The sequence below is a fragment of the Microbacterium sp. AG157 genome, assembly GCF_003385695.1.
In the GTDB taxonomy this organism is placed as follows: domain Bacteria; phylum Actinomycetota; class Actinomycetes; order Actinomycetales; family Microbacteriaceae; genus Microbacterium; species Microbacterium testaceum.
The window spans coordinates 261,945-279,985 of record NZ_QRDK01000004.1 but is presented as its reverse complement, the minus strand read 5'-3'; the positions used below and the strand labels follow the sequence as shown (position 1 = coordinate 279,985).

General features: G+C 69.2%; 18 protein-coding genes. 15 read left to right on the top strand and 3 right to left on the bottom strand.

Translation table 11 applies throughout. The features are described 5' to 3' along the window. Positions 1–58 precede the first annotated feature (58 nt). The 9 genes from DEU35_RS14085 to DEU35_RS14045 all read left to right on the top strand — a co-directional run bounded on the left by DEU35_RS14085 (position 59) and on the right by DEU35_RS14045 (position 6,676). The gene (locus DEU35_RS14085; protein WP_116239872.1) at positions 59–547 is read left to right on the top strand and encodes a tetratricopeptide repeat protein; all 489 of its coding nucleotides are present in this window, start codon (positions 59–61) and stop codon (positions 545–547) included. A 77-nt stretch (positions 548–624) separates the two neighbouring features. Continuing rightward, positions 625–1,212: an ATP-dependent Clp protease proteolytic subunit gene (locus tag DEU35_RS14080; protein ID WP_174799692.1), complete on the top strand. Its 588-nt coding sequence runs from the start codon at positions 625–627 to the stop codon at positions 1,210–1,212. Positions 1,213–1,235: 23 nt separating this feature from the next. Continuing rightward, positions 1,236–1,898: an ATP-dependent Clp protease proteolytic subunit gene (locus DEU35_RS14075; protein ID WP_116239871.1), complete on the top strand. Its 663-nt coding sequence runs from the start codon at positions 1,236–1,238 to the stop codon at positions 1,896–1,898. Positions 1,899–2,259: 361 nt separating this feature from the next. After that, positions 2,260–3,528 (top strand): ATP-dependent Clp protease ATP-binding subunit ClpX, encoded by a 1,269-nt coding sequence (gene clpX / locus DEU35_RS14070; protein WP_116239870.1) that lies wholly within the window; start codon positions 2,260–2,262, stop codon positions 3,526–3,528. 42 nt (positions 3,529–3,570) lie between these two features. Continuing rightward, on the top strand, positions 3,571–4,767 hold the full coding sequence (locus DEU35_RS14065; protein ID WP_116239869.1) for a hypothetical protein: 1,197 nt from the start codon (positions 3,571–3,573) through the stop codon (positions 4,765–4,767). Then, positions 4,767–5,270, top strand: a complete 504-nt coding sequence (locus DEU35_RS14060) for a hypothetical protein (protein WP_116239868.1) — start codon at positions 4,767–4,769, stop codon at positions 5,268–5,270. The genes DEU35_RS14065 and DEU35_RS14060 overlap by 1 nt, the downstream gene beginning before the upstream one ends. Before the next feature lie 17 nt (positions 5,271–5,287). Beyond that, positions 5,288–5,578 carry a WXG100 family type VII secretion target gene (locus DEU35_RS14055; RefSeq protein WP_141377783.1) on the top strand — a complete coding sequence of 97 codons (291 nt, stop codon included), beginning with the start codon at positions 5,288–5,290 and terminating at the stop codon, positions 5,576–5,578. Between the two features lie 74 nt (positions 5,579–5,652). Next, positions 5,653–6,144 carry a hypothetical protein gene (locus DEU35_RS14050; protein ID WP_141377785.1) on the top strand — a complete coding sequence of 164 codons (492 nt, stop codon included), beginning with the start codon at positions 5,653–5,655 and terminating at the stop codon, positions 6,142–6,144. Positions 6,145–6,166: 22 nt separating this feature from the next. Beyond that, positions 6,167–6,676, top strand: a complete 510-nt coding sequence (locus tag DEU35_RS14045; RefSeq protein WP_116240068.1) for a GNAT family N-acetyltransferase — start codon at positions 6,167–6,169, stop codon at positions 6,674–6,676. 42 nt (positions 6,677–6,718) lie between these two features. On the opposite strand, the gene DEU35_RS14040 is transcribed toward DEU35_RS14045, so the two are convergent. Further along, positions 6,719–8,770 carry a M3 family metallopeptidase gene (locus tag DEU35_RS14040; RefSeq protein ID WP_116239866.1) on the bottom strand — a complete coding sequence of 684 codons (2,052 nt, stop codon included), beginning with the start codon at positions 8,768–8,770 and terminating at the stop codon, positions 6,719–6,721. Positions 8,771–8,850: 80 nt separating this feature from the next. On the opposite strand from DEU35_RS14040, the gene DEU35_RS14035 reads away from it, so the two are divergent. Together DEU35_RS14035 and DEU35_RS14030 are read left to right on the top strand one after the other, a co-directional pair. Continuing rightward, a complete protein-coding gene (locus tag DEU35_RS14035) occupies positions 8,851–9,447 on the top strand; it encodes a helix-turn-helix domain-containing protein (protein ID WP_116239865.1) in 597 nt (198 codons plus the stop codon). Further along, positions 9,444–9,656: a hypothetical protein gene (locus tag DEU35_RS14030; protein WP_116239864.1), complete on the top strand. Its 213-nt coding sequence runs from the start codon at positions 9,444–9,446 to the stop codon at positions 9,654–9,656. Before DEU35_RS14035 ends, DEU35_RS14030 begins: the two co-directional genes overlap by 4 nt. Before the next feature lie 220 nt (positions 9,657–9,876). Here DEU35_RS14030 and DEU35_RS14025 read toward each other — a convergent pair whose 3' ends face one another. After that, the gene (locus DEU35_RS14025; protein WP_103209121.1) at positions 9,877–10,125 is read right to left on the bottom strand and encodes a hypothetical protein; all 249 of its coding nucleotides are present in this window, start codon (positions 10,123–10,125) and stop codon (positions 9,877–9,879) included. Next, the gene (gene valS / locus DEU35_RS14020; protein ID WP_116239863.1) at positions 10,125–12,692 is read right to left on the bottom strand and encodes a valine--tRNA ligase; all 2,568 of its coding nucleotides are present in this window, start codon (positions 12,690–12,692) and stop codon (positions 10,125–10,127) included. Before valS ends, DEU35_RS14025 begins: the two co-directional genes overlap by 1 nt. A 258-nt stretch (positions 12,693–12,950) precedes the next feature. On the opposite strand from valS, the gene DEU35_RS14015 reads away from it, so the two are divergent. The 4 genes from DEU35_RS14015 to DEU35_RS14000 are packed head-to-tail and all read left to right on the top strand — an operon-like array spanning position 12,951 to position 17,944. After that, a complete protein-coding gene (locus tag DEU35_RS14015; protein WP_116239862.1) occupies positions 12,951–14,564 on the top strand; it encodes an ABC transporter substrate-binding protein in 1,614 nt (537 codons plus the stop codon). 28 nt (positions 14,565–14,592) lie between these two features. After that, on the top strand, positions 14,593–15,570 hold the full coding sequence (locus tag DEU35_RS14010) for an ABC transporter permease (RefSeq protein WP_103209127.1): 978 nt from the start codon (positions 14,593–14,595) through the stop codon (positions 15,568–15,570). Continuing rightward, positions 15,567–16,400 (top strand): ABC transporter permease, encoded by an 834-nt coding sequence (locus DEU35_RS14005; RefSeq protein ID WP_103209129.1) that lies wholly within the window; start codon positions 15,567–15,569, stop codon positions 16,398–16,400. The genes DEU35_RS14010 and DEU35_RS14005 overlap by 4 nt, the downstream gene beginning before the upstream one ends. After that, positions 16,397–17,944 (top strand): ABC transporter ATP-binding protein, encoded by a 1,548-nt coding sequence (locus DEU35_RS14000; protein WP_103209130.1) that lies wholly within the window; start codon positions 16,397–16,399, stop codon positions 17,942–17,944. Before DEU35_RS14005 ends, DEU35_RS14000 begins: the two co-directional genes overlap by 4 nt. The last annotated feature ends 97 nt before the right edge of the window (positions 17,945–18,041 follow it).

Genomic DNA, 18,041 nt, shown 5'->3' with positions numbered 1-18,041 from the left:
AGACGTTTCAGAAATATCCGGGTGTTGTGGACACCCAACCCGAGAGAGAGCACGTGAGATGAACGACTGGCAAAGTCGAGTGGATGCCGTCTGGGCCGACGAGGCGCTCAGCCCCGAGGCCGTGATCGAACGCATTGACGCGCTGGCTGCCGAGCGGCCCGCGGAAGACGCCGTCGCGCTGTTCGAGCGAGCCGGGGCGCGTGACTCCGCCGGCGTCGAGGACGAGGCCGAGCAGCTCTACCGTCGCGCCCTGGAGATCGGGCTCGACGACGAGCGCCGCACCCGGGCGACGATCCAGCTCGCGAGCACGATCCGCAACCTCGGCAAGACGGAGGAGGCGCTCGAGATGCTCCGAGTCGAGTACGAGCGCGAACCCCACGGCGACCTTCACGACGCGGCGGCCGCCTTCTACGCCCTCGCCCTCGTGTCGAGCGGAATGCCCGAGCGAGCGGCATCCGTTGCTCTTCAAGCCCTCGCCCCGCACCTGCCGCGCTATACCCGTTCCGTGACCGGATACGCGCGAGAAATCGCCGAGGAACCGCGCTGATCCGCCCGCGGCGAACACGGCATCCCGCCCCGGAACGCGCCGGTAGATTCATTTCAGATCACGGAAGAGGAGCACACATGCCCGAACCCCTTATGGCAACGAGCGTCTTCGACAGACTGCTCAAGGACCGCATCATCTGGCTCGGTTCCGAGGTGCGTGACGACAACGCCAACGAGATCTGCGCCAAGATCCTGCTGCTTGCCGCAGAAGACCCGCAGAAGGACATCTACCTCTACATCAACTCGCCCGGCGGCTCCATCACGGCCGGTATGGCGATCTACGACACCATGCAGTTCGTGCCGAACGACATCGTGACCGTCGGCATCGGCATGGCAGCCTCGATGGGGCAGCTCCTGCTCACCAGCGGCACCAAGGGCAAGCGGTACATCACGCCCAACGCCCGCGTGCTGCTGCACCAGCCGCACGGAGGCTTCGGCGGAACGTCGAGCGACATCCAGACGCAGGCGCAGCTCATCCTCGACATGAAGCGTCGTCTGGCCGAGATCACCGCGGCCCAGACCGGCAAGAGCGTCGAGCAGATCAACGCCGACGGTGACCGCGACCGCTGGTTCACCGCCCAAGAGGCCCTGGAGTACGGCTTCGTCGACCACATGCGCGAACACGCCACCGACGTCACCGGCGGCGGCGGAACCGCGGCGGTCTGAGGCGACAGGAAAAGGACACCGACATGAACATCCCCACTTTCGGCGGCGCCGCAGCCCACATGCCGTCGAGCCGCTACGTCCTTCCTCAGTTCGAGGAGCGCACGGCCTACGGCTACAAGCGTCAAGACCCCTACAACAAGCTCTTCGAAGACCGCGTGATCTTCCTCGGCGTGCAGGTCGACGACGCCTCGGCCGACGACGTCATGGCCCAGCTTCTCGTCCTCGAGTCGCAGGACCCCGACCGCGACATCATCATGTACATCAACTCGCCCGGTGGCTCGTTCACGGCCATGACGGCGATCTACGACACGATGCAGTACGTTTCGCCGCAGATCCAGACGGTCGTGCTCGGACAGGCCGCGTCCGCGGCATCCGTCCTGCTCGCCGCCGGTGCTCCCGGCAAGCGCCTCGCCCTGCCGAACGCCCGCATCTTGATCCACCAGCCCGCCATGGGCGAGGCCGGTCACGGTCAGGCGTCCGACATCGAGATCCAGGCGCAGGAGATCCTCCGTATGCGCACCTGGCTCGAAGAGACCATGGCGCGCCACACCGGTCAGGACGTCGCCAAGGTCAATAAGGACATCGACCGCGACAAGATCCTCTCGGCCGCCGAAGCGGCGGAGTACGGCATCGTCGACCAGGTGCTCACGACCCGCAAGCGCACCCCGGCGGCGCTCACCGCCTGACGCCCTCGCGACGCGACGACGCCCCGCAGACCCGTTTCGGTCTGCGGGGCGTCGTCGTGCGTGGGGGGGGCGTCGTGGTCAGCGGGCACCGCGGATCGCGAGATTGCAGCCGGCTGACGAACCGGCGTCACCATGCGACGGACTCGTCAGCGAGATGCCGTCTCGGCGCCGCCTGCCGCCGCGGCGGGGTGGCCATCGCTGCAGCTCGACGTTCGCGACGACAGGGTGGGAGAGCGGATGCCGGGAGTCCGCCGTGGGCGATCACGACACCGCCGCGCGCGCGAATGCCCTTGGATCACCCGGGCTCGGGTTAGGCTCGGGTAACACACCGGCGGGGGCCGGGTGACGGGAGGAACCGGCCATGGCACGTATCGGTGAGAGCGCCGACCTGTTCAAGTGCTCCTTCTGCGGCAAGAGCCAGAAGCAGGTGCAGCAGCTGATCGCCGGTCCGGGCGTCTACATCTGCGACGAGTGCGTCGAGCTCTGCAACGAGATCATCGAAGAGCGCATGGCCGAATCGTCGGCCGGCGAGGTCGCCGAGTTCGACCTGCCGAAGCCGCGCGAGATCTTCTCGTTCCTCGAGGAGTACGTCGTCGGGCAAGAGGCCGCCAAGCGCGCCCTCGCCGTCGCCGTCTACAACCACTACAAGCGCGTGCGCTCGCACGGCACCCTTCAGCCCGCGGAGCAGCGCGCCGAAGAGATCGACATCGCCAAGAGCAACATCCTGCTGCTCGGGCCCACCGGTTGCGGCAAGACCTACCTCGCTCAGACCCTCGCGAAGCGCCTCAACGTCCCCTTCGCGGTCGCCGATGCCACCGCCCTCACCGAGGCCGGCTACGTCGGTGAAGACGTCGAGAACATCCTGCTGAAGCTCTTGCAGGCCGCCGACTTCGACGTCAAGCGTGCCGAGACCGGCATCATCTACATCGACGAGGTCGACAAGATCGCCCGCAAGGCCGAGAACCCTTCGATCACGCGCGACGTGTCGGGCGAGGGCGTGCAGCAGGCGCTGCTGAAGATCCTCGAGGGAACGGTCGCTTCGGTTCCGCCGCAGGGCGGCCGCAAGCACCCGCACCAGGAGTTCATTCAGATCGACACGACGAACGTCCTGTTCATCGTGGCCGGTGCCTTCGCAGGCCTCGAAGAGATCATCTCGGCACGCGTCGGCAAGCACGGAGTCGGTTTCGGCGCTCCGCTGCAGCGCAAGGAAGACGCGCCCGACCTGTTCAGCGAGGCCCTGCCCGAGGATCTTCACAAGTTCGGCCTGATCCCCGAGTTCATCGGTCGCCTGCCCGTCGTGGCATCCGTCTCGCCCCTCGACCAGGACGCGTTGATGGAGATCCTCACGGCACCGCGAAATGCGCTGGTCAAGCAGTACCAGCGCATGTTCGAGCTCGACGGTGTGCAGCTCGAGTTCGAAGAGGACGCGCTGCGCGCGATCGCCGACCTCGCCGTCTTGCGGAAGACCGGCGCGCGCGGTCTGCGCGCGATCCTCGAAGACGTCCTGGGCCCGATCATGTTCGACGTGCCCTCGGCCGACGACATCGCTAAGGTCGTCATTACGCGCGCGGCCGTCGAAGACCGCGCGCAGCCGACCATCGTGCTGGCACAGAAGCGACGGAGCGCGTAACCCGCTTCGCTCACACCTTCACCTACGGACCGGGGGGACCGAATGGATGTCGATACCGACCAGCTGTCGCTTGCGCAGCAGGTGCTGGAGAGGCAAGCCGGACACGGGCAGGCGATCGGGGAACACCTCGAAACGTACGCCCGCCTGAATGCGGGAGAGCTGGGCCTCATCCTGCAGCTGTTCCAGCCGATCAGCGACGGCATCGTCGACGTGGGAAAGCGCGTCGCCGACATGTCGTCGCAGGCCTTCGGCATCGGCACCGAGCGGATGGGCGAGACGGTCGCCGCGTATCGCGCTGCCGAGCAGACGGCGCACGATGCGATCGCTCAGGTCGCCGCGTCGCTCGGCGTCGACACGCCGCCCTCTTCGCCGGGCACCGCGCCGACTCTCGGCGCTGCGCAGGGCGGGGCGTCGAGTCGCTACGGCGAGCCCGACGGGAACCTGTTCAATCAAGCCTTCTGGGACGGCTACTCGGCCGTCGAGTGGGCCGACGGGACGGCATCGGGAATCTCCGACCGCGTGGGAGACGGACTGTCCGCGTCTCGAACGGTCACCGAGAAGCAGGACGTGCGCTCCTTCCTCCCTCGACCCCAGGGAGAGGATCCCGAGATCGAGAGCATCCGTTGGAAGGCGGGTCCGATCTTCGGCGGAGTGGACTGGCTCTTCGAAGAGCTCGTCGGCTACTCGCTCCTCGAAGAGGTGACGAAGCCCTTCTCGGGCGACTGGGAGCGCATGCGCGAGGCGCAGTTCGCTTGGACGCACGCGGGCGATGCCATGAGCGCGATCGGTCAGAACGCGATGGGGCTTCTCCCGCCCCTCGCGTCGTGGACCGGCAAGGGCTCCGAGGCGTTCGTCGCAGCGGCCGGCGTGATGTCGCAGGCCCACACCGTCGTGGCCGGACCCGCGGGCACCGTGGCGACGGCGATCAAGGTGCTGATCCTGTTGTGCAAAGAAGCTGTCGGCAAGATCCTGAAGATCCTCGACCGTCTCGCGCAGAAGCTCCTGCGGATCGCGGCCGAAGCTGCGGTTCCCGTGGCGGGCTGGCTCGTAGCGGCCGTCGAAGCGGGAATCGCGGTGTACGACCTGATTCAAGATGCGCGGTGGGCGTACAAGTGGATCAACATGATCTACGACCTCGTTTCGGGGATGGTCGGAAACATCGGCACGATGACCGACAGTGCGATGCGCATGGCCGATCTGTACGAGGGCCTGGCGCGCGGAGCGGCGGCGCGAGTCTGATGGCGCGCATCGACGACCCGATGATGGATCACCTTCCCGGCCCCGACGACGATCGGCTGGTCGGCGACTTCCGCACGATGGCGGAGACCTTCGCACGGCTTCTCCGCGAAGACGACGAGCGCGAGAACGCGCGCGCCGCGATCGAGGCCGAGGAGCGCCGAAAGGCCGACGAGCATCGTGCCGCCCGTGCTCGCGCCGGCGAGATGGGCGCGGAGTGGCGCACCGTGCAGTCGCGTATCGACCTCGGTGAGACCAGCCTCGAAGCGGTCTTCCGCGGCGAGGACCAGACTTCTGCTGCCCAGGCTCTGCGGAAGATGTCATCCGAGAATCTCCGCGCACTGCGTGACTCGTGGGACGAAGTCGACGACGACGTCACGGAGGACGACGATCGTCCCTCACCCGACGCTGAGTTCGACGCCGCCGTCCGCCAATCGCACGAGCGCTACACCGAAGCTCTCGCCAAGATCCGTGACGCGCTCGAACTCGCGCGTCGCGACATGTGAAGGGAGAGTCCGCGCGCATGACGTCCTTTTCGATCAAGCCCGATCGGCTCGTAGAGACGGCCTCGTCCATCGATGCCGCCGTTCAGCGCACCGCCGCCGAAACTGCGACGCTCGCCTCTGCACGAAACACCCTTCTCGGGGGGTGGCAGGGCGACGCGGCTGACGCGTACGCCGCCAAGCAGGGGGCCTGGCTCTCCGAGATGAACCGCTTGGCCGATGTCGGCCGCGCCGCCGCCGACGCGGCTCGGACGGCGGCCCAGGCCTACCGCGAAGCCGATGACGCCGTGGGGAGGGCGTGGTCGCTGTGATCATGCGCGGATCCGGAGAAGACGCCCACGTCGGTCCCGTCAGATGGAACGGACTGACGCGGGGTGGGGCGCGGATGCTCGTTCGTGACGAGCCCGCCTCGGCTGTCCGCCGCGCCACAGATGCGCTCATCGCGGCGGGATTCTCCGACGGAGGCGACGCCTTCGCCACCGCGATCCGGGAGAGCGGCTCGGAGTGGACCGCCCATGACGTCCGCCTCGGCGACGTGGCGAAGTCGTGGAAGCGCGGAGTCGTCGAGTTCTTCGCGGAGGGGACGGGCTTGGAGTTCTTCCCCAAGTTCTGGAGAGGAGCGACTCCGACCGTGGTCGTCGCCTGTGCGCGACGGACGGCCGACGGGACCGAGTTGCTCGTCTACCCCCACTATTCGGTGCGCGGCGGTGCCGATCGCAATGACGCGGCGCCTCTCGTCCGTCAGGCGGTTCAGGGCCTTTCGGACGCGTACGGAGCGTCGGGGGCCCTCGTCTCCAGCGAGAAGCTGCTCTCCATCAAGAACGACGGTTCACCGGCGTCGCAAGCCGTCGTGCGCGAGGTGCTCGGCTGGCGCTGACGCGCAGGGCAGGATGGAGAGCGTGCTCTCCAACCTCGATCTGCCCACGACGGTGACCGCGCGCATCGGCGAGGTGACCGTCCGCCGGGCGAAGCCGACCGACCTGCCCGCGTTGATGGCGCTCCTGTCAGATGACCCCGTCAGTGCGGCGCGCGGCGATCGCGGCGACGCTGCGGACGAAGGAACGTACGCCACCGCATTGCGGAGCGTCCTCGAGGCGCCCTTGAACGATCTGATGGTCGTCGACGATGCGGCGGGGGAGGTGATCGGCACCCTGCAACTCACCGTCATCCCCGGTATGGCGCGTCAGGGGGCCACCCGGCTGCTCGTCGAGGCGGTCAGGGTGTCTTCGAGTGTGCGTTCCGGTGGGATCGGTAGCGCGGTGATGCGCTGGGTGATGCACGTCGCCGCACCCGCGACCGGCGCGGCCCTCGTGCAGCTGACCTCCGACGCCGCCCGCGTGGACGCCCACCGGTTCTACACGCGACTCGGTTTCGCCGACTCGCACGTCGGCTTCAAGTACGCGGTGTGAGCCCGCGTGCCCGGACGCCGAGAGCGGCCGGGCACACCGAGCTCAGCCCGCGAGTCCGCGACGTTCCAGCAACGGCCGGATCTCGGCATCCCGGCCTCGGAAGTCGCGGTATGCGGCCAGGGGATCGCCGGACCCGCCGACGCCCAGAAGGCGCTGGCGGAAACGGTCGCCGTTCTCGCGAGTGAGCCCGCCGTTCTCGCGGAACCACTCCACGGTGTCGGCGTCGAGCACCTCGCTCCAGATGTAGGAGTAGTACCCGGCGCTGTAGCCGCCGGAGAACACGTGGGCGAAGTACGTCGAGGCGTAGCGGGTGGGGACGGCGGGGTTGTCGAGCCCGATGTCCGCGAGGGCCTCCGCTTCGAACGCTGCGACGTCGATGTCGGCCGACGCCTCGGCGACCGACAGTCCGTGCCACGCCTGATCGATCCACGAGGCCGCGAGATACTCGCTCGTCGCGAAGCCCTGGTTGAACGCCTCGGAGGCGTGCAGACGCTCGACGACATCGGCCGGCAGCGGTGCGTCGGTGTCGATGTGCCGCGCGTAGTTGGTCAGGATCTCGGGCCACAGGATCCACATCTCGTTCACCTGGCTGGGGAACTCGACGAAGTCGCGGTAGACGGCCGTTCCGCCGAAGTGCGGGTAGGTCACGGTGGCGAACAGGCCGTGCAGGGCGTGCCCGAACTCGTGGAAGAGGGTGGTGACCTCATCCAGGGTCAGCAGTGTCGGGGTGCCCGGGGCGGGCTTGTTCACGTTCAGGTTGTTGACCACGACGGGGGCCGTGCCGCGGAGGGCCGACTGCGTGACGATCGAGTTCATCCACGCGCCGCCGCGCTTGCTGTCGCGCGTGTACAGGTCGAGCAGGAACAGGCCGAGCTCGCTGCCGTCGGCGTTGTGCACCTCGAAGACGCGAACGTCGGGGTGATAGCCCTGCAGGTCGTGGCGTTCGGTCATGCGGATGCCGTAAAGCTTCTCGGCCGCGAAGAACACGCCGTCGCGCAGCACCCGCTCTGCCTCGAACCACGGACGCAGAGCCGCCTGATCGAGGTCGTACCGCTCGGCGCGGACCTTCTCGGTGTAGAACGCCCAGTCGTGGGCTTCGATCCGGATGCCGTCAGCCTCGGCGATCCTCTGCAGAGCCTCTTGCTCGGCGCGCGCGTTGGCGGCAGCGGGGGTGGAGAGTCGGCGGAGCAGGTCGCGCGCGGCATCCGGAGACCCCGCCGTCTGGTCGGCGAGGACGGCGGCGGCGTGCGAGGGATAGCCGAGCATCGCGGCGCGCTCGGCCCGCAGGCGCACGATCTCGCGGAGGACCGCGCGGTTGTCGTTGTCGTTGCCGCGCGTGGCGCGGGAGCGCGAGGCCTCGAGCAGACGGCGGCGGCTCTCTCGGTTCGTCAGCGACGCGAGCAGAGGGTGACCGGTGTACAGCGTGAGATTTACGACATAGCGCCCGTCGAGACCGCGGCTCGTGGCCGCCTGCGCCGCCGCCGAGAGCTCGCCCTCGCTCAATCCGTCGAGCTCGTCGGCGGAGTCGAACACCACCGCGAGCTCGTTGGTGTCGGCGAGCAGGTTCTTCTCGAACGTGGTCGTCAGCACCGACAAGCGCTGGTTGAGCTCGGTGAGCGTCCGCTTCTGCGCGTCGTCGAGACCGGCGCCGGCCAGCGACATCTCGCGGTGGTACCGCTCGACGAGGTAGCGGCTCTCGGCGTCGAGGTCGAGGTCGTCGAGCTGCGCGTGCACGGCGGCGATACGGGCGAACAGATCGGCATCGAGCTGGATCGCGTCGCGGTGCGCCGACATCAGGGGAGCGAGCTCCTCTTCAACGGCCTGGATCTCGGGAGTGCCGTCAGCGGATGCCACGGTGTAGAACGTGCGAGCGACGCGGTCGAGCAGTTCGCCGCTGCGCTCCAGGCGGATGAGCGTGTTCTCGAAGGTGGGCTCCGCGGTCTGAGCGGTGATCCCGTCGACCTCGGCCCGTTGCGCCGCGAAGGCGGCGTGGAACGCGGGGAGGTAGTGCTCGACGGCGATGCTGCCGTAGGGCGGCAGGTCGTAGGGGAGCGAGGGCGGCGCGAGGAGGGGATTGTTCACGGCATCCGACATCTCTCCAGCCTATGGCCCGTCTCTCGACGCATGCAAAGATGTCATTGCAGATAGACGTTTGCAAAGGTATCTTTGTATTCATGCCCGATCAGCCGACACCCCACCCCGAGCGGGTTCTGGACGCGGGAGCGCTTCGCGCGCTCGCGCATCCCCTGCGGGTGCGGCTCTACGACATCCTCAGCCAGTACGGCCCCCAGACGGCGAGCAGCCTCGCCGAACTCACGGGAGAGTCGACCGGATCGACGAGCTATCACCTCCGGGCTCTGGCTCGACACGATCTCATCCGCGAGGTGGCCGGGCGGGGGACCGCGCGCGAGCGATGGTGGGAGCGCCCCGCCGGAATGGTGACGCTCACGAATCCCGAGATGCAGAACACCCCCGCGGGGCGAGCCGTGATGGAGGCCGTGCAGTCCGAGACACTCACGCTGCGCCACCAACAGCTCATGCACTTCGCGAATCACGGGTGGGCCGAGGCCGAGGAGTGGCGGGATGCCGCGATCATCTCGACCGCGACCGCCCGGTTGACCGCGGAGCAGTCGCAGGACCTCGTCAGGCGTATCCACGCGCTCGTCGACGAGACCGTGGCGCGGTACCGCGATCAGACCGGCGAAGGCGTGCGCCCCGTCACGATCCGCAACGACATCTTTCCGCTTCCGACCGAGAGGGGCTCCGCATGAGCGCCATCACGCAGACCATCGCCGTCTCCGCCCGGCCGACGCCCCTCGAGAACGCCCTCCTCGTGGGCGCCCAGGCCATGGCGACCATCGCGGAGCGCCGCATGAGTCGACGTGTCGCACGCCTCGAGACCGAGCCGGCTCGTCGCGCTGGGCTCGCGGCATCCCGCGCGATGTCGGACGACGTCGCACGGTACCTGCTGCCCCGGTAGGTCGGGCGACCTCGGCGCGAGAGACCGGAGGCTCGCCCGCGCGTTCGGGGAGGAGATTCTGCCGGCGGAGCACTCATCGAGCGGATTCGTCCTCCGCAGCCCGATTCTCCTCCGCCCCGGACCCCTCGCCGTGCGGAGATGCCGTCCCCGGCCCTCACGGATCGAGCCCGCCGACCCGTGAGGGCGTCGGCGGGCTCTTCGCGGTCGTGAGCGATTCGACTCAGGCGAACTCGGCGTCGTCGTCGTAGCGCACGACGACCTCGCCCGCGGCATCCTGGGACACGACGACCCCGGTGTCGAGCTCGGCGACGGGGCGCCCCTCGAGGAACGTCAACGTCCACCGCGGCGCGGGGGCGCTGAGGCCATCGGGGTTGAGCGCGGCCTCGACGGCGGCGATCTGCGCGTGCAGCGCCTCGGGCACAGCCTTCGGCGGCTGCTCGCGGGCGGTCCAACGGGTTCCGAGTTGCATCAGGCCTCCTGGGGTGCGAACACGATGTCGGTCACGGTGGTGGTGTCGGCCTCGGCGAACGAGATCGTCTCGATCCGGCCCACGGCGCGCAGGTCGCCCTCGGCGAGGCGCAGCGCCTCGAGGTGCGGGCCCGACACGGTGAGCGAGGCGACCTTGGTCTTCTGCGAGGCCTTCGCCTCGGTCTTGGCGCGACGGATGCCGATCAGCGCGGCGCTCACGGCGGTGAGCACGGCCGGGTCACCCTCGATGCCGAGCGGCTCGGGCCACGCGGCGGTGTGCACCGAGCCCTCTTCGAACCACGACCACACCTCTTCGGACGCGAACGACAGCACGGGCGCGAAGAGGCGCACCAGCGTCGACAGGGCCGTGCGCAGCGCCAGGGCCGCCGAAGCCTGGCCCACGTCGGTCTGGTCGTACGCGCGCTCCTTGACCAGCTCGAGATAGTCGTCGCAGAAGGTCCAGAAGAACGACTCGGTGATCTCGAGCGCCCGCGCATGATCGTAGGCCTCGAACGCGGCGGTGGCGTCGCGCACGACGGCATCCAGCGTCGCGAGCATCGACGCGTCGAGCGCGTGCGTCACCTCGGCACCCTCGGGCACGGGGAACGACAGCACGAACTTCGCCGCGTTCAGCAGCTTGATCGCGAGGCGCCGACCGATCTTCACCTGGGTGGGGTTCTGCGGGTCGAACGCCGCGTCGGTGCCGAGGCGGCTCGACGCCGACCAATAGCGCACGGCGTCGGAGCCGTGCTGCTTGAGAATGTCGGCGGGCGTGACGACGTTGCCCTTCGACTTCGACATCTTCTTGCGGTCGGGGTCGACGATGAACCCCGAGATGGCGGCATCCGACCAGGGGCTCCGGTCGTCTTCGAGGGTGCTGCGCAACATGGTCGAGAAGAGCCAGGTGCGGATGATGTCCTGTCCCTGCGGGCGCAGGTCGAACGGAGCGACGAGGTTCCACAGCTCCTCGTCGCGCTGCCAGCCGCCGGCCAACTGGGGGGTGAGCGACGACGTCGCCCACGTGTCGAGGATGTCGCGCTCGGCATCGAAGCCGCCGGGAACGCCCCGCTGGTCCTCGGTGTAGCCCGGGGGCACATCCACCGTCGGGTCGACGGGCAGCGCCGCGAGGTCGGGCGTCAGCACGCGCGAGTAGTCGCGCTCACCGCTGTCGTCGAGGCCGTACCAGACCGGGATCGGCACGCCGAAGAAGCGCTGACGCGACACGAGCCAGTCGCCGGTGAGGCCGCTGGTCCAGTTCTCGAAGCGCACGCGCATGAAGTCGGGATGCCACGCCATCTCACGACCGAGCGAGATGAGGCGCTCGCGCAGCTCGGCGTCGCGTGCGCCGTTGCGGATGTACCACTGGCGCGTCGACACGATCTCGAGCGGCCGGTCGCCCTTCTCGAAGAACTTCACGGGGTGGGTGAAGGGCTTGGGAGCGCCCTCCATGGCGCCGGACTCCTGCAGCAGCTCGACGATGCGCTTCTTGGCGCTGAACACGGTCTTGCCCGCGAGCTCGTCGTAGGCCGCCTTCGCGGCATCCGTCACGATCACGTCGGGAGCCTCGGCCACGATCCGCCCGTCTTTGCCGATGATCGTGCGGTTCGGCAGGTCGAGCTCGCGCCACCAGATGATGTCGGTCACGTCGCCGAAGGTGCAGATCATGGCGATGCCCGATCCCTTGTCCTTCTGCGCGAGGGGGTGCGCGAGCACTGGCACCTCGACGTCGAACAGAGGAGTGCGCACGGTCGTGCCGAATAGCGGCTGATAGCGATCGTCGTCGGGGTTTGCCACGAGCGCCACGCAGGCAGGCAGCAGCTCGGGACGGGTGGTCTCGATGAACACGTCGCCCGAGCCGTCGGTCTTGGCGAAGCCCACGCGATGGTACGCGGCGGGCTGGTCGCGGTCCTCGAGCTCGGCCTGCGCGATCGCGGAGCGGAAGTCCACGTCCCACAGCGTCGGCGCCATCGACTGGTACGCCTCGCCGCGCTCGATGTTGCGCAGGAACGCCAGCTGGCTCGTGCGGATCGAGTCGTCGGAGATCGTGCGGTAGGTCTGCGTCCAGTCGACGCTCAGGCCCAGCTCGCGGAACAGGTCTTCGAACTGCTTCTCGTCTTCGATCGTGAGCTGCTCGCACAGCTCGATGAAGTTGCGGCGGCTGATGGGCACCTGATCGGCGGCCTTGCTGCTCTTGTTGTCGCCGCCCGCGAACGGCGGGGTGAAGTCGGCGTCGTAGGGGAGCGAGGGGTCGCAGCGCACGCCGTAGTAGTTCTGCACGCGGCGCTCGGTCGGCAGGCCGTTGTCGTCCCAGCCCATCGGGTAGAACACAGTCTTTCCGCGCATGCGCTCGAAGCGCACCTTCACGTCGGTGTGCGTGAACGAGAACACGTGGCCGATGTGGAGGCTTCCGGATGCCGTGGGGGGAGGGGTGTCCACGGAGTAGACGCCCTGTCGACCCGCCTCGGCGGCGCGGATCCGGTCGAAGACGTACGTGCCGCGCTCGTTCCACGCGGCATCCCACTTCTGCTCGAGGCCTTCCAGGGCGGGCTTGTCGGGAATGGTGGCCATAGGGGTACTCCTCGAGCGATATGGGCGGCACTGTGTGAGCGTGCCTGATGGGTGTGGCATCCACGATACCGGGGGTCTCGCGGGAGCGCGCGTCGTGGCGCGCCCTCGCAGATGCGGATGAGCGTCAGGTCTTCGCAGGCGGGGCGCGGACCCGCCCCCGCTCGCTGTCAGCGCGCGATCGACCGGTGACTTTCCGCACCGGGTACAGGAACCCCGGTAAGCTGAAAGCCTTCCCACCAGAGATTCCGAGGTTTCCCCATGCCTTCTTCGCTTTCGCGCCGCGTGCTCTCGGCGGTCGCTGTGGCGGCCGTCGCCGCCCTCTCGCTCTCGGCGTGCGCGGGGTCCGATCCCGCCGCCTCGGGCGACGGCGAGGTGGTCTGGGCGATCGAGGGCGCGAACCTGTCGGCCGGTCACATGGACCCGCAGACCAGCCAGCTCGACGTCTCCGCCATGGTGCAGCGAGCCGTGCTCGATTCGCTGGTGTTCCAGGAGGCGGACGGCACGTTCTCGCCGTGGCTCGCCGAGTCCTGGGAGGTCGAGGACGGCGGCGCGAGCTACCTCTTCCACCTGCGCACCGACGTGACCTTCCATGACGGCACGGTCTTCGACGCCGCCGCGGTCAAGGCGAATTTCGACCGCATCGCCAACCCCGACACGGCCTCGGCGCAGGCGGCGAGCATGCTCGGCGGCGACCTGTATGCGGGTACCGACGTGGTCGACGAGCACACCGTCCGCGTGCGCTTCACCCAGCCCTACGCGCCGTTCCTGCAGGCAGCCAGTACGGCTCTACTCGGCTTCTACTCGCCCGCGGTGCTGTCGACGAAGGCCGACCAGCTCAAGGCCGGCGGCCCCGACGTCACCGTCGGCACGGGTCCCTTCGAGCTCACCGAATACACGCCCGACCAGGACATCGTCTACACCCGCAACGACGACTACGCCTGGGGCCCCGATGGCGGCGGAAAGCCGGCGTTCAAGACCCTCCGCGTCGACATCCTCCCCGAGGCCTCGGTGCGTCTCGGTGCTCTGTCGAGCGGACAGGCCGACGTCGTGACCAACCTTCCGCCGAACCTCGTCGCGCAGGTCCCGTCCGACGACACCGTCGAGTCCATCGCGTACCCCGGACTGCCATACTCGCTCTTCCTCAACGAGAAGTACGGCGTCTTCGCCGACCAGAAGGTGCGCCAGGCGTTCTCGAAGGCGATCGACGTCGACACCGCCGTGCAGGAGATCTTCTACGGCCAGTACCCCCGCGCCTGGAGCATTCTGGGAGCCACCACTCCCGGGTACGACGCGAGCCTCGAGCAGACGTGGCCGTTCGATCAGGAAGCCGCCAACGCCCTCCTCGACGAGGCGGGCTGGACGGGGCGCGATGCCGACGGCATCCGGACCAAGAACGGTCAGCGCCTCACCGCGCGCTGGATCGCGTGGACCCCGGTGCCCGACGATCGTGCGGCACTGGCCAACGCCGTGCAGAGCGACCTCAAAGCCGTCGGCTTCGACCTGCAGCGCGAGGTGCTGGAGCCCGGCGCCTACAACGAGCAGTACGGCCCGAAGACCTACGACGTCACCGACTGGGGCTTCTCGGGCGTCGACGCCGATCTGCTGCGCAGTCACCTGGCGACCGGCGGCTTCCAGAACGCCTCGCAAGTGAGCGACCCGGCCATGGACGCTCTGCTCGAGCAGGCCGCCTCGACGACCGACCCGGCCGCCCGTAACGCGATCTACGCACAGGTGCAGCAGTGGAACGCCCAGCAGGCGGCGATCGTGCCGCTGTACAGTCCCGCGCTGATCAGCGCCGTCACCCCGAAGGTGTCGGGTCTGACGTTCGACCTCTACGGTCGCCCGCTCTTCGCGACGGCTTCCGTCGGCTGAGCCGCCGCGTTTCGGACAGACTGGTCGGATGCCACGTTCTCGCTCGCGCGCCCTGCTGAGGCGCCTCGGCGGGATCGTGGCATCCGTCGTTCTCGTCCTGTGGGGCGCGGCGACGCTCGCGTTCGTGGCGTTCCGGATCATTCCGGGCGACCCCGTCGACGTCATGCTCGGCCCACAGGCGCAGGTGAGCGACGCCGTGAAAGCGGGGATCCGCAGCGATCTCGGCCTGGATCGTCCCGTGCTCGAGCAGTACGCGGCGTTCCTCGGGCGTCTCGTGCGCGGCGATCTGGGGGAGTCGTACCAGCTGCGCCTCCCCGTGACCGAGGTGATCGGTCGCCAGCTCGGACCCACCCTGCAGCTGACGGGGCTCGCGCTCGTGATCGCCCTGCTGCTGGCCCTCGCGACGGCGCTGCTCGTGCGTGGGCGTCGGGGTCGGGCGGTGGCCTCGGGCGTCGAGCTCGTCGTCCTGTCGTCGCCGGTGTTCTGGACGGGGCTCGTGCTGTTGAGCGTCTTCTCGTTCCAGCTCGGCTGGTTCCCGGTGTCGGGAGGGCGGGATGCCGCGTCGCTCGTGCTGCCGTCGGTGACCCTGGCCCTGCCGGTTGCCGCTCTGCTCTCTCAAGTGCTGCGGGACGGCATCGAAGCGGCCGAGCGCGAGCCGTTCTTGTTGACGGTCCGCGCCCGCGGCGCAACGCCGCGGCGCGAGACGCTGCGCCACACGCTGCGTCACGCGGGAGCAGGGGGAGTCACACTCGCCGCATACCTCGTCGGGTCGCTTCTCGGCGGCGCCGTGCTGGTCGAGACGGTCTTCGCGCGGCCCGGCATCGGCCGGGTGACGCTCGCGGCGATCACCGACCGCGATCTTCCCGTGATCACCGGTGTCATCCTGCTGAGCGCGCTCGTGTTCGTCGTCGTCAACACCCTGGTCGATCTCGTCGTGCCGCTCATCGATCCGCGGTTGCGTGTCGCCGAGCCGGCACTGGGCGCGAGGGCGGGGGTGCCCGCGTGACCGCGCTCGCTCCGCGCACCCGGCCCGGGCGCACCGTCGCTTTATCGATCTCGGGCGCCGTGCTCGCGGCCATCGCCCTCGCCGCCATCGCCCCGGATCTTCTCGCGACACATGACCCGCTGCTGACCGACGTCCGCTCCGCCCTGCAGCCGCCGAGCTCCGCGCATTGGTTCGGTACCGACCAGAGCGGGCGTGACGTGTACTCGCGCGTCGTGTTCGGCGCGGGTCGATCGGTGGGGATCGGCCTTCTCGCGACCGGTCTTGCTCTGTTCGTCGGTGTGATCGCGGGCTCGCTCTCGGCCGTCTCCCCACGCGGCGTCGATGCCGCCGCGATGCGGGTCGTCGACGTCCTCTCGGCTTTTCCCGAGTTTCTCGTCGCCCTCCTCGTGGTTGCCGTGCTGGGACCGGGGCCGACCAATATCGCCGTGGCCGTGACGATCGCCGCCGTGCCCGTGTACATCCGGCTGGCGCGGGCGCAGACCCGCTCCCTCGCCGCGACCGAACACGTCGAGGCAGCGCGCATCATCGGCGTTCCCGCGCTCATCGTGCATGTGCGGCACGTGCTGCCCGGGGTGTTGGGTGCCGTGAGCGTCCTCGCCACCATCGGTATCGGCACGAGCATCCTCGCGGCGGCGGGCCTCAGCTTCCTGGGCCTCGGTCCGACCGAACCCACGGCCGAGTGGGGGCTCATGCTCTCGGCGGGCCGCAACCTCCTGCTGCAGGCCCCGTGGGTCGCGGTGTTCCCGGGCCTCGCGATCACCGCGACCGTTGTGAGCGTGAGCGTCATCGGTCGCATCGTCCGGGCGCGTTCCGAGGAGCGGGGCGCGTGAGCGGCCTCCGTTTACGCGGCCTGCGCGTCGATGGCCCCGAAGGTGCGATCGTCCGCGGCCTCGATCTCGACGTCGCGCCGGGGGAGTGCGTCGCGATCGTGGGCGAGTCGGGCGCGGGCAAGTCCATGAGCGCGCGCGCCCTGCTGGGGCTCGTTCCCGAGGGTCTGTCCTGGTCGGTGGACGACCTCGAGATCGACGGCACCTCGGCGCGTTCGCTGACCGAGCGTCAGTGGCGGTCCCTGCGCGGGCGGCGCATCGCCCTCGTGTCGCAGGACGCTCTCGTCTCGCTGGACCCGCTGCGCCGCGTGGGCGCCGAGGTCGCCGAGCCGGTGCGCATCCACGAGCCCGCCGTGCGCGGAGACGCCCTCGCGGACCGCGTCCGCGACAGCCTCGACCGAGTGTCGATGTCCGAGCCCGACGAGCGCGCGCGCCAGTACCCGCACGAGCTCTCCGGCGGGCTGCGTCAGCGCGCCCTGATCGCCTCGGCTCTCTCGGCGAAGCCCGCCGTCCTCGTGACCGACGAACCCACCACAGCCCTGGATGCCACGGTGCAGGTCCGCGTGCTCGACCTTGTACGCCGGATCGCCGACGACGGCGTCGCCGTGGTGTTCATCAGCCACGATCTGGGGGCCGTCGCCCGGGTGGCCGACCGCGTCGTCGTGATGCACGAAGGACGGGTCGTCGAGACCGGCGTCACGGCCGAGGTGCTGGCATCCCCTCGCGATCCCGTCACGCGCGAGCTCGTCGCGGCGGTGTCCCACGAGCCGCTCGGTCGAGCCCCCCGCACCGACGCGCCGCTCTTCACCGCTCGGAGCGTGACGAAGCGGTTCGGTGAACGAGTGGCCGTCGACGACGTGTCGTTCGAGGTCCGCCGCGGTCGCACTCTCGCGGTGGTGGGGGAGTCGGGGTCGGGGAAGACGACGCTCGCGCGTCTCGCGGTCGGTGTGACCGCGGCCGACGCGGGCACCCTCTCGTTCGAGGGCCGCCCGTGGACGCCCGATGCGGCTCGCGGATCGGACCGCCGCCGGGTTCAGCTCGTACAGCAGAACCCCTGGGGCGCTCTCGATCCCCGTTGGAGCGTCGGTCGTACCCTGACCGAGGCGGTCGCCGCGGGCGGGGTGCGCCGCGCAGAGCGGCGCCGGGCGGTCGCCGCTCTGCTGGAGGAGGTCGGGCTGTCTCCGGCGTTCGCCCGCCGTCGGCCCGCGCAGCTGTCGGGAGGACAACGCCAGCGCGTCGCCATCGCCCGTGCTCTTGCCGTGTCGCCCGACCTGCTGGTCTTGGACGAGCCGGTCTCGGCGCTCGACGCCTCGGTGCGCGCGAAGATCCTCGATCGTCTTCTCGCCCTCCAGAGCGAGCGCGACCTCGCGTTGATCTTCGTCACGCACGACCTCGACATCGTGGCCGCGATCGCCGACGACGTGATCGTGATGAAGGATGGGCGCGTCGTGGACTCGGGCACCGTGTCGTGCGTCTTCGCCGCGCCGCGGCATCCGTTCACCCGGGAACTGCTGGCGGCCGCGGGTGTCCGCCCGCCGGGCGCCTGAGTCCGCGTTCGCCGGGTTGCGGCCCGAACGGAGGGGTCGAGTGTCCAGAACACCCGGACGATACCGGCCCTACGTCCGGGTTTCTCGGACACTCGAT

Excerpts from the sequence above, each read along its gene's own strand:
- DEU35_RS14085 (WP_116239872.1), top strand. The coding sequence starts at position 59 with ATGAACGACTGGCAAAGTCGAGTGGATGCCGTCTGGGCCGACGAGGCG.
- DEU35_RS14080 (WP_174799692.1), top strand. The coding sequence starts at position 625 with ATGCCCGAACCCCTTATGGCAACGAGCGTCTTCGACAGACTGCTCAAG.
- DEU35_RS14075 (WP_116239871.1), top strand. The coding sequence starts at position 1,236 with ATGAACATCCCCACTTTCGGCGGCGCCGCAGCCCACATGCCGTCGAGC.
- clpX (WP_116239870.1), top strand. The coding sequence starts at position 2,260 with ATGGCACGTATCGGTGAGAGCGCCGACCTGTTCAAGTGCTCCTTCTGC.
- DEU35_RS14065 (WP_116239869.1), top strand. The coding sequence starts at position 3,571 with ATGGATGTCGATACCGACCAGCTGTCGCTTGCGCAGCAGGTGCTGGAG.
- DEU35_RS14060 (WP_116239868.1), top strand. The coding sequence starts at position 4,767 with ATGGCGCGCATCGACGACCCGATGATGGATCACCTTCCCGGCCCCGAC.
- DEU35_RS14055 (WP_141377783.1), top strand. The coding sequence starts at position 5,288 with ATGACGTCCTTTTCGATCAAGCCCGATCGGCTCGTAGAGACGGCCTCG.
- DEU35_RS14050 (WP_141377785.1), top strand. The coding sequence starts at position 5,653 with ATGCTCGTTCGTGACGAGCCCGCCTCGGCTGTCCGCCGCGCCACAGAT.
- DEU35_RS14040 (WP_116239866.1), bottom strand. The coding sequence starts at position 8,770 with ATGTCGGATGCCGTGAACAATCCCCTCCTCGCGCCGCCCTCGCTCCCC.
- DEU35_RS14035 (WP_116239865.1), top strand. The coding sequence starts at position 8,851 with ATGCCCGATCAGCCGACACCCCACCCCGAGCGGGTTCTGGACGCGGGA.
- DEU35_RS14030 (WP_116239864.1), top strand. The coding sequence starts at position 9,444 with ATGAGCGCCATCACGCAGACCATCGCCGTCTCCGCCCGGCCGACGCCC.
- DEU35_RS14025 (WP_103209121.1), bottom strand. The coding sequence starts at position 10,125 with ATGCAACTCGGAACCCGTTGGACCGCCCGCGAGCAGCCGCCGAAGGCT.
- valS (WP_116239863.1), bottom strand. The coding sequence starts at position 12,692 with ATGGCCACCATTCCCGACAAGCCCGCCCTGGAAGGCCTCGAGCAGAAG.
- DEU35_RS14015 (WP_116239862.1), top strand. The coding sequence starts at position 12,951 with ATGCCTTCTTCGCTTTCGCGCCGCGTGCTCTCGGCGGTCGCTGTGGCG.
- DEU35_RS14010 (WP_103209127.1), top strand. The coding sequence starts at position 14,593 with ATGCCACGTTCTCGCTCGCGCGCCCTGCTGAGGCGCCTCGGCGGGATC.